Annotated in this window: 9 protein-coding genes; 1 reads left to right on the plus strand and 8 read right to left on the minus strand. The window is 59.5% G+C overall.

The window, feature by feature from the left end:
• Window positions 1-316 (plus strand): hypothetical protein (locus AAAB16_RS08675; protein ID WP_340662970.1); only part of this gene is annotated, 316 nt, incomplete at its 5' end.
• 24 nt (window positions 317-340) lie between these two features.
• On the opposite strand, the gene AAAB16_RS08680 is transcribed toward AAAB16_RS08675, so the two are convergent.
• The 8 genes from AAAB16_RS08680 to AAAB16_RS08715 all read right to left on the minus strand — a co-directional run.
• The gene (locus tag AAAB16_RS08680) at window positions 341-1,150 is read right to left on the minus strand and encodes an amidohydrolase (RefSeq protein ID WP_340662971.1); all 810 of its coding nucleotides are present in this window, start codon (window positions 1,148-1,150) and stop codon (window positions 341-343) included.
• A complete protein-coding gene (locus tag AAAB16_RS08685; protein ID WP_340662972.1) occupies window positions 1,138-2,286 on the minus strand; it encodes a pyridoxal phosphate-dependent aminotransferase in 1,149 nt (382 codons plus the stop codon). Before AAAB16_RS08685 ends, AAAB16_RS08680 begins: the two co-directional genes overlap by 13 nt.
• Window positions 2,287-2,440: 154 nt before the next feature.
• Complete coding sequence (gene der, locus AAAB16_RS08690; RefSeq protein WP_340662973.1) at window positions 2,441-3,907, minus strand: ribosome biogenesis GTPase Der; 1,467 nt, start codon at window positions 3,905-3,907, stop codon at window positions 2,441-2,443.
• Between the two features lie 134 nt (window positions 3,908-4,041).
• Entirely contained in the window at window positions 4,042-5,196 is a 1,155-nt protein-coding gene (gene bamB / locus AAAB16_RS08695; protein WP_340662974.1) for an outer membrane protein assembly factor BamB, read from the minus strand.
• Window positions 5,189-5,830, minus strand: a complete 642-nt coding sequence (locus AAAB16_RS08700) for a tetratricopeptide repeat protein (RefSeq protein ID WP_340662975.1) — start codon at window positions 5,828-5,830, stop codon at window positions 5,189-5,191. Before AAAB16_RS08700 ends, bamB begins: the two co-directional genes overlap by 8 nt.
• Before the next feature lie 42 nt (window positions 5,831-5,872).
• Window positions 5,873-7,162 carry a histidine--tRNA ligase gene (gene hisS / locus AAAB16_RS08705; protein ID WP_340662976.1) on the minus strand — a complete coding sequence of 430 codons (1,290 nt, stop codon included), beginning with the start codon at window positions 7,160-7,162 and terminating at the stop codon, window positions 5,873-5,875.
• A gap of 24 nt (window positions 7,163-7,186) precedes the next feature.
• Window positions 7,187-8,299 carry a flavodoxin-dependent (E)-4-hydroxy-3-methylbut-2-enyl-diphosphate synthase gene (ispG, locus tag AAAB16_RS08710; RefSeq protein ID WP_110616466.1) on the minus strand — a complete coding sequence of 371 codons (1,113 nt, stop codon included), beginning with the start codon at window positions 8,297-8,299 and terminating at the stop codon, window positions 7,187-7,189.
• 2 nt (window positions 8,300-8,301) lie between these two features.
• On the minus strand, window positions 8,302-8,877 hold a 576-nt coding region (locus AAAB16_RS08715; protein ID WP_340662977.1), incomplete at its 5' end, for a DUF4115 domain-containing protein.

Consider the following 8,877-nt stretch of genomic DNA (forward strand, 5'->3'; position numbering starts at 1 on the left):
GATCTATGCGATGGGCAGTTTGATGCTCTCCAACGCAGGAGATCTGAACAACCTGCACGGCTCCATGATGCTCAGCGACGGTGGCGCAACCTTCTATGTAAAAAACACGTTTCTCAACGACCAGAACTCAGTCATCGAGGCCGACAACGTGATGATCGTCGCCAACGTGATGCGCAACCGGCACAGCTCCCTCATCCATGGCCTGGGTGACCTGAACATCATGGTCGGCAACTATCAGGACACCAGTGAAGGCTCAATCCTGCAGCTGGGCGACAGGATTCTGGTGCAAGCCAATATGGACGAAAAAGGGCCGTAACCCGGCGCGGTGGTGGCCCGTTACTTACTGGATATGAAACGGATCGGCGTCCAGATAGGCCGGAAAACGCTCGCGGTAGGCAGCGAGGTCGGCGGCTTTCAGGGTAACGCTAAACACGCCATCCGCCGCACCGGCCTCCAGCAATGGTTCGCCCTGGAAGTCGAGCACTTGGCTATCCCCGCTGTAAGGGTGGCCTTTGCCATCGCTGCCGACACGGTTTACCGCCACGACGTAGCAGAGATTTTCAATCGCCCGCGCCGGTAGCAAACGATTCCAGTGCAAGCGCCGCGCGGCCGGCCAGTTGGCGGTGTACAGGAGCAAGTCGGTGTCGTGCGGGTCACGGCTCCACACCGGGAAGCGCAGGTCGTAGCAGATCAGCGGGCGGATGCGCCAACCGTGCAGCTCCATCTGCACCTGGCGCTCGCCGGGGCTGTAGTGTTTATGCTCACCGGCCATACGAAACAGGTGGCGTTTGTCGTAGTGCAGCACTTCACCGTCCGCGCGCGCCCAAAGCAGGCGGTTGCGATGGCTGCCATCGACGGCCTGAATAATCACACTGCCCGTAATGACCGCATCCAGGCGTTTAGCCTGCTGGCGCAACCACGCATAGGTGGCGCCCTCCTCCGGTTCGGCGAGCAGCTCGGACTCCATGGAGAAACCGGTGGTAAACATTTCCGGTAGCACGATCAGATCCGCGCCTCGGGCCTGTTCCAGCAGGCGTTCAAAGTGCGCGAAGTTGGCGGCCGGGTCGTGCCAAGCCAGCGTGGTTTGCACCAGCGCCAGCTTGAGGTCGGGCAAGCCGGTGATATCGCGCCCGCTGGTTAAATCTTGCATAGCTTGTCCGCCGCTTGAATCAACGTTTCTTCACGCTTGGCAAAGCAAAACCGCACCAGGCGCAGGTCTTTTGGTGGTTCTTGGTAGAACACCGAAATCGGGATTACCGCCACGCCATGCTCACGGGTCAGCCATTCGGCCATCGCTACATCGTTAAGGTCGTCACGAATCGCTGAGTAATCAGCGAGTTGGAAGAAGGTGCCGGCGGCGCGGGTAAAGCTGAATTTGGACTGTTCCAAATGGTCGCAAAACAGGTCGCGCTTGGCCTGGTAGAACGCTGGCAGCTCGCTGACGTGTTGCGGGTTCGCCGCCATAAAGTCCGCCAACCCCCATTGCAACGGAGTAACACCACAAAAGCTGACGTACTGGTGCACCTTGCGCAGCTCCGCACTAAGGGCCGGCGGCGCCACTACATAGCCGGTTTTCCAACCGGTGACGTGGTAGCTCTTACCAAACGAGCTAACCACAAACGCGCGCTGATACAACGCCTCATGGGCCAGCACGCTGTCGTGCTTGGCACCGTCGAATACCAGGTGCTCGTACACCTCGTCGCTGATCAGGTAGATATCGCGGTCACGAATCAGCTCGGCCAACTGGTCGAGGTCGCGACGGGTAATCAGCGCGCCGCTGGGGTTATGCGGGCTGTTAAGAATGATCAGACGCGTACGTGGGCCGATGGCATCGCCCAGGCGCTGCCAGTCGATGGCAAAGTCCGGCTGGCTCAGCGGCACATGCACGCAGCGGCCGCCGGCCAGGTCTACAGAGGGCTCGTAGCTGTCGTAGCTGGGATCGAACACGATGACCTCATCGCCAGCTCGGATCAGGGTCTGGATCGCGCAGAAAATCGCCTGGGTGGCACCCGGGGTGATGGTGATTTCCGTATCAGCGCTGACGTTACGGCCGTAACAAAGGGCAATTTTGGCCGCCACTTGTTCACGCAGGGCCGGCAGGCCAGTCATCGGTGCGTATTGGTTATGACCGTTGTGCACGTGGCGGGCGACAGCATCGAGCAACGCCTGCGGGCCGTCAAAGTCGGGGAAACCTTGCGAGAGGTTTAGCGCGCCCACTTCATTGGCCAACTGCGACATGCGGGTAAAGATAGTGGTGCCGATGTTAGGCAACTTGCTGGTGATCATCACGCCTTCCTGGTTGACCTGTCATGGCTCTGTCGCGGCCTATACGGGCCCTGCGGGCGAGCGCCGGTAACGGAGAATAACGGATCGACCGGCCACGAAAAAGGGCACCCACAGGTGCCCTCTTTAAAACCGAAGCGTGTATCGGCGACAGAACCTACTTTTTATCTCTGCGCTTCTTATCGGCTTTTTTGTGGTGCGACATCAAGCGGCGCTTCTTGTTGACCTGGCGGTCGGTGAGGGTGTTTTTGTTGCCCTCGTACGGGTTCTCGCCACCTTTGAACTCGATGCGAATCGGCGTACCGACCAGCTTCAACACACGGCGATAGGTGTTTTCCAGGTAGCGCACGTAGGACTTGGGCACCTTCTCCACCTGGTTACCGTGAATCACGATAATCGGCGGGTTGGCGCCACCCAAGTGGGCGTAACGCAGTTTGATACGGCGGCTGCCCACCATCGGTGGCGCGTGCTCGCTTACGGCGTCTTCGAGAATCGAGGTCAGGCGGCTGGTGGGCCAGCGGGTAACCGCAGACTTAAAAGCGTTCTGTACCGACTGATAGAGGTTGCCCACGCCAGTACCGTGCAACGCGGAGATAAAGTGGATATCGGCGAAGTCGACAAAGAACAACCGGCGTTGCAGCTCGGTTTTCACGTAGTCGCGCTCGCTAGGCTCCATGCCGTCCCATTTGTTCAGGGCGATAACCAGCGCACGGCCCGACTCCAGGGCAAAGCCCAGCAGGTTGAGGTCGTGGTCGACCACGCCTTCACGGGCGTCCATGACAAAGATCACCACGTTGGCGTCTTTGATCGCTTGCAGGGTTTTCACCACGGAGAATTTTTCAACTTCCTCGTGGATCTTGCCGCGCTTACGCACCCCGGCGGTATCGATCAGGGTGTACTTCTCTTCGTTACGCTCGAAGGGAATGTAGATACTGTCGCGGGTGGTGCCGGGCTGGTCATAGACGATTACCCGGTCTTCACCGAGCATGCGGTTAACCAGGGTCGACTTACCAACGTTAGGGCGGCCGATGATGGCGATTTTGATGCCGTCTTTTTCGCTCGGGCCAGGAATGCGTTTGGCTTCCTCACCTTCGGCAACTTCTTCGGGCTCACCTTCTTCTTCGTCGGCATCTTTAGGGAATTCGCCCAAGGCGATTTCCATCATCTGCGCAATACCACGGCCGTGGGCGCCCGCAATTGGAATGGCATCGCCCATACCCAATGGCGCGAACTCGGCGCGGGCCAGGTCCGGGTCAATGTTGTCGACTTTGTTAGCGACCACGTACGAGGTTTTGTTGCGCTTGCGCAGGTGCTCGCCAATCATCTGGTCGGCGGCAGTAAAGCCTGCGCGCGAGTCGACCAGAAACAACACCACGTCGGCCTCCTCGATGGCCAGCAGCGACTGCTCGGCCATCTTTTCGTCCATACCGTGCTCGTCACCGGAGATACCACCGGTGTCGATCAGGATGTAGGTTCGCCCTTGCCATTTGGCCTCACCGTACTGGCGATCACGGGTCAGACCAGCCAGGTCACCGACGATAGCGTCGCGACTTCTGGTCAGGCGGTTAAACAGGGTGGACTTGCCGACGTTAGGACGGCCCACCAGGGCGATTACGGGAACCATACGGCCCCTCCACTCAATTGCAGAAAATACAAAGGCCGCTACCGTCAAACGGCAGCGGCCGAACTCGTTGTTGCGCAGGCCTCACTGCCTGATGCAGGCGCCCAAATCGCGGGCCTGCATCAGCGCGGTGAGTCCTACTTCTTGATCGTCAGCGCAACCAGCTCACCGCTGTTACCGAATGCATAGAGCCAATCGGCGACCACCAATGGCCGGGCACGCAGGCCATCGCTGTCGATACGGGTACGGCCAACGAAACGGCCATCCACTTGGCTGACTAGGTGCAGGTAACCTTCGAAGTCACCAAAAGCAATGTAGCTGGAGAACACTTCCGGCGCCGACAGCTGACGGCGAGCCAGGGATTCATTGCTCCACAGCGACGACGCCGAACGCTCGTCAACGCTTTCTACCGTGCCGTTAGCCAAGCACAGGTAAACGCTGCCGATGCTCTCAGCCAGGCCGACGTTACTCGAGGCTTCTTTCTGCCAGATGATGCGGCCATTGCTCGCATCCAGGCCGGCCACGCGACCGTTATAGGTCACGGCGTACAGGGTGTTACCGGACAGCAGCAGACCACCGTCGATATCCACCACGCGGTCAAGCTCGGAGCGGCCTTGCGGCACGGCTACGCGCTGCTCCCAAGCCGGCAAGCCGCGTTGGGTGTCGAGGGCAATCACTTTGCCGGTGGAAAGCCCGGCGTAGGCCAGGCTATCGGTCACGATCGGCGCACCGGTACCACGCAGGGTCAGCACCGCCGGGGTGTTTTCATAGATCCAACGCTGGGCGCCAGTGCTGGCTTCCAGGCCGATCACGCGGTCGTCCTGGGTTTGCACCACAACGACGTCACCGTTGGTAGCCGGGGCTGCCAGCACTTCGCTGGTGACCTTGGCGCGCCATTTCTCTTCGCCGGTAGCGCCGTCGAGGGCAACCACTTCGCCCTTGAGGGTGCCAACCAAGACCAAGCCGCTGCCTGCGCCAACAGCGCCGGAAACGGGCAGGTCCAGATCACTTTCCCACAGCTTGTCGCCGGAGAAACGGTTGATCGCCATGACTTCGCCGTTTACGTCGGCAGCAAAGATGGTGTCGCCATCAACGGCTGGAACCAGCATGTTGAAGGTGTCGCCCTGGCCATCGCCAACCGAGCGGCTCCACTCTTTGTGCAGCTCAACTTCTTCGGTGAAGTCCGGCAGCTCGGCTGGCGGCAATTCTTTCTTGCTAGTGCTGCTGCAACCCGTGGCAAGAACGGCCAGGGCCAACAGTGCGGCATATTTCCAGCGCATCACGTCACGCATCCCCTTTGGCCAGATCGTCGAGCTTCATTTGCAAGCCACCCACTGCCGCTTCATCGGACAGGGCTGCCTTGGCCTTCTCGTAAGCACTGCGGGCATCGTCGTCACGGCCGACTTTGACCAACAGATCACCTTTCAGCTCTTCGCGGCTGGCGATAAATGCTTTTTCAGCATCGCCATCAAGTAGCTTGAGACCTTCTTCGGCCTTGTTCTGAGCAGCCAGAACACGAGCCAGACGCTGACGGGCCAGCTCATTGATGGTTTCATCGACTGGCTTGGCCACGACGCTTTGCAATTCAGCGGCAGCATCATCGAGTTTGCCGTTATCCACTGCTGTTTTAGCCGCGAACAGACTGGCGTACTGCGCGTAGTAAGTGCCGGCGTAGTCGTTTTTCAGCTTGTTGGACAGGTCAGCGACCTTGGCCACATCCGGCTTGCCAGACGGGTCAAAGGTGGTTTCCAGCAGTTGCTGGTAGAGCATCGAGGCATTCTGCGCCTGGGTGGCCTGGTACTTGTGGTAGTAATTCCAGCCCACTACCGCTACCAGAGCCAGTACGCCACCGGTCAACAGCGGTTTGCCGTTGCGGTTCCACCAGTCCTTGATGTCCGCCAGTTGTTCGTCTTCGGTACTCGACACGCCAATGCTCCTTAAAACTCGCTGAATGCTCGAACCTGCTTGTCAGCCTTGCTGCAAGCTGGCTTCCAGGTGCTCGGTCAGAGCATCCCAGGCAATATTTTGTTGTTCGCCCTGACCTCGGAGCGGTTTGAAACCTATCACTTGCTGAGCCAGTTCGTCTTCACCCAGAACCAGGGCAAACAACGCACCGCTCTTATCCGCTTTTTTCAACTGACTTTTAAAGCTGCCAGCACCGGCGTTGACCACCAGGCGCAGGCCCGGCACCTGGTCGCGCAGGCGTTCGGCCAGTTGCAACCCGGCGAGTTCGGCGGCGTCGCCAAATGCACAGAGGTAGACGTCGACCTGACGGGCGATTTCTTCAGGAATCTGCTCCAAGGTTTCCAGGAGCAGAATCAGCCGCTCGATACCCATGGCGAAACCCACGCCGGCAGTGGGCTTGCCGCCCATTTGCTCGACCAGGCCATCGTAACGGCCACCGGCACACACGGTGCCTTGGGCGCCGAGTTTATCGGTAACCCATTCGAAAACGGTTTTGCTGTAGTAATCCAGGCCACGGACCAACTTCGGGTTAAGCACGTAAGGAATGCCAGCGGCATCCAGGCGGGCTTTCAAACCTTCGAAGTGCAGGCGCGAGCCTTCGTCCAAATAGTCCTGCAGCTTCGGGGCATCGGTCAGCAGCGCCTGGGTTTCCGGCACTTTACTGTCGAGCACGCGCAACGGGTTGCTGAGCAGCCGGCGCTTGCTGTCTTCGTCGAGCTGGTCGGCACGGGCGCTAAGGTATTGCACCAAGGCATCGCGGTAGTTGGCGCGCGCTTCGCTGGTACCCAGGCTGTTGAGTTCGAGCTTTACCGCGTCGCGAATACCCAGCAGGCCCCAAAGGCGCCAGGTCAGCACGATCAGCTCGGCGTCGATATCCGGACCGTCAAGGTTAAAGACTTCCACGCCAATCTGGTGGAACTGGCGATAACGGCCTTTTTGCGGGCGCTCGTGGCGAAACATCGGGCCGATGTACCAGAGTTTCTGCACCTGACCGCCACCGGAAATACCGTGTTCCAGCACCGCGCGTACGCAGCTGGCAGTGCCTTCAGGGCGCAGGGTCAGGGAATCGCCGTTGCGATCATCGAAGGTGTACATCTCTTTTTCGACGATATCGGTGACTTCACCGATGGAGCGCTTGAACAGCTCAGTGGCTTCAACGATGGGCATGCGGATTTGCCGATAGCCGTAACCATCGAGCAGGCGCGCCACGCTGTTTTCGAAATAACGCCAGAGCGGAGTTTGCTCCGGCAGGATGTCGTTCATGCCACGGATGGCTTGCAGGGACTTACTCACACACAATCCTTAATGTTCTTTTTATTAGCCACGGGCGATCAGCGCCGCGTCGGCTTCGACCTTTTCGGCCGCTTTCTGGCGGATCAGTTGTTCCAGCTCATCCACCAGATTTTCATTGGTCAGCTTTTGTGCCGGCTTGCCATCAATGTAAATCAGGTTGTTCGGCGTACCGCCGGTAAGGCCGATATGCGCTTCCTTGGCTTCGCCGGGGCCGTTGACGATACAGCCGATTACGGCCACGTCCAGCGGAACCAACAAGTCTTCCAGGCGCCCTTCCAACTCGTTCATGGTTTTCACCACGTCGAAGTTCTGCCGCGAGCAACTCGGGCAGGCAATAAAGTTGATGCCTCGGGAACGCAAACGCAGGGATTTGAGGATGTCGTAACCGACTTTCACCTCTTCCACAGGGTCCGCCGCCAGCGAGATGCGGATGGTATCGCCAATTCCGTCCGCAAGCAGCATGCCCAAGCCTACGGCAGATTTCACCGTGCCCGAGCGCAGGCCACCCGCTTCGGTGATACCCAGGTGCAGCGGTTGTTCGATTTGCTTGGCCAGCAGGCGGTAAGCGGCGACGGCCATAAACACGTCGGAGGCTTTTACGCTGACTTTAAAGTCGGGGAAGTTCAGGCGGTCGAGGTGCTCGACGTGGCGCAGGGCCGATTCCACCAAGGCTTCCGGGGTGGGTTCGCCATACTTTTTCTGCAGGTCTTTTTCCAGCGAGCCGGCGTTAACGCCGATGCGGATTGGAATACCGCGATCACGCGCCGCCTCAACCACGGCTTTTACGCGGTCTTCACGGCCGATATTGCCTGGGTTGATGCGCAGACAATCAACGCCCAGCTCAGCCACGCGCAAGGCGATCTTGTAGTCAAAGTGGATGTCGGCAACCAGCGGCACGCGGACCTGCTGTTTGATTTTGCCGAAGGCTTCGGCGGCGTCCATATCCGGCACGGAGACACGCACGATATCAGCGCCAGCATCTTCCAAGCGGCGGATTTGCGCGACGGTAGCGGCCACATCGCAGGTGTCGCTGTTGGTCATGCTCTGTACAGCAATCGGCGCATCACCACCGACCGGCACGGAGCCGACCCATATCTTGCGCGAGACGCGACGGATGATTGGCGATTCGGCGTGCATGCTTATTGTCCCAACTTGATACGGGCGGTTTCACCGCTGGTGAACGGAGCGGCATCGACGGCTTGGCCGTTGTAGCGCACCTGGGCACCACGGGCATAACCCAGGCGCAGTTCAAGCGGCGCTTTGCCGGAAACTTCGAGTTTTTCACCGGCGCGTTTCAGACCGCTGACAACCACTTTGCCGTTGCCATCGGTGAGCGAAATCCAGCAGTTGGCGCTGAAGTCGATAGCGACCACACCTTCGCCAGCGGCGGCAACAACAGGGGCTGCCGGAGCACTTGGCGCGGCCGGGGCAGCAGCAGGCGCAGTTGGCGCGGCGGTTGGTGCGGGTACGGCCGACGTTGGCGCGGGTGCGCTAGCAGCAGGTGCGGCCAGCGTAGGGGCACTGGTAGTGGGTGCAGCTACCGGGGCTTGAGTTGCAGTTTCCGGCTGTGCCGCCAACTCGGGTGATACCTCTACCGGGGCGTTTTCTTCAATGCCCTCGGCGTCGGCAACAGCCTGGTCTTCCGGCTCATCCAACGGATGAATTTCGGTGGTGCCATCGGCACCGACAACTTCTACATGACCGAGACTAATGCC

It is taken from the genome of Pseudomonas sp. (assembly GCF_037994325.1).
Lineage (GTDB): Bacteria > Pseudomonadota > Gammaproteobacteria > Pseudomonadales > Pseudomonadaceae > Aquipseudomonas.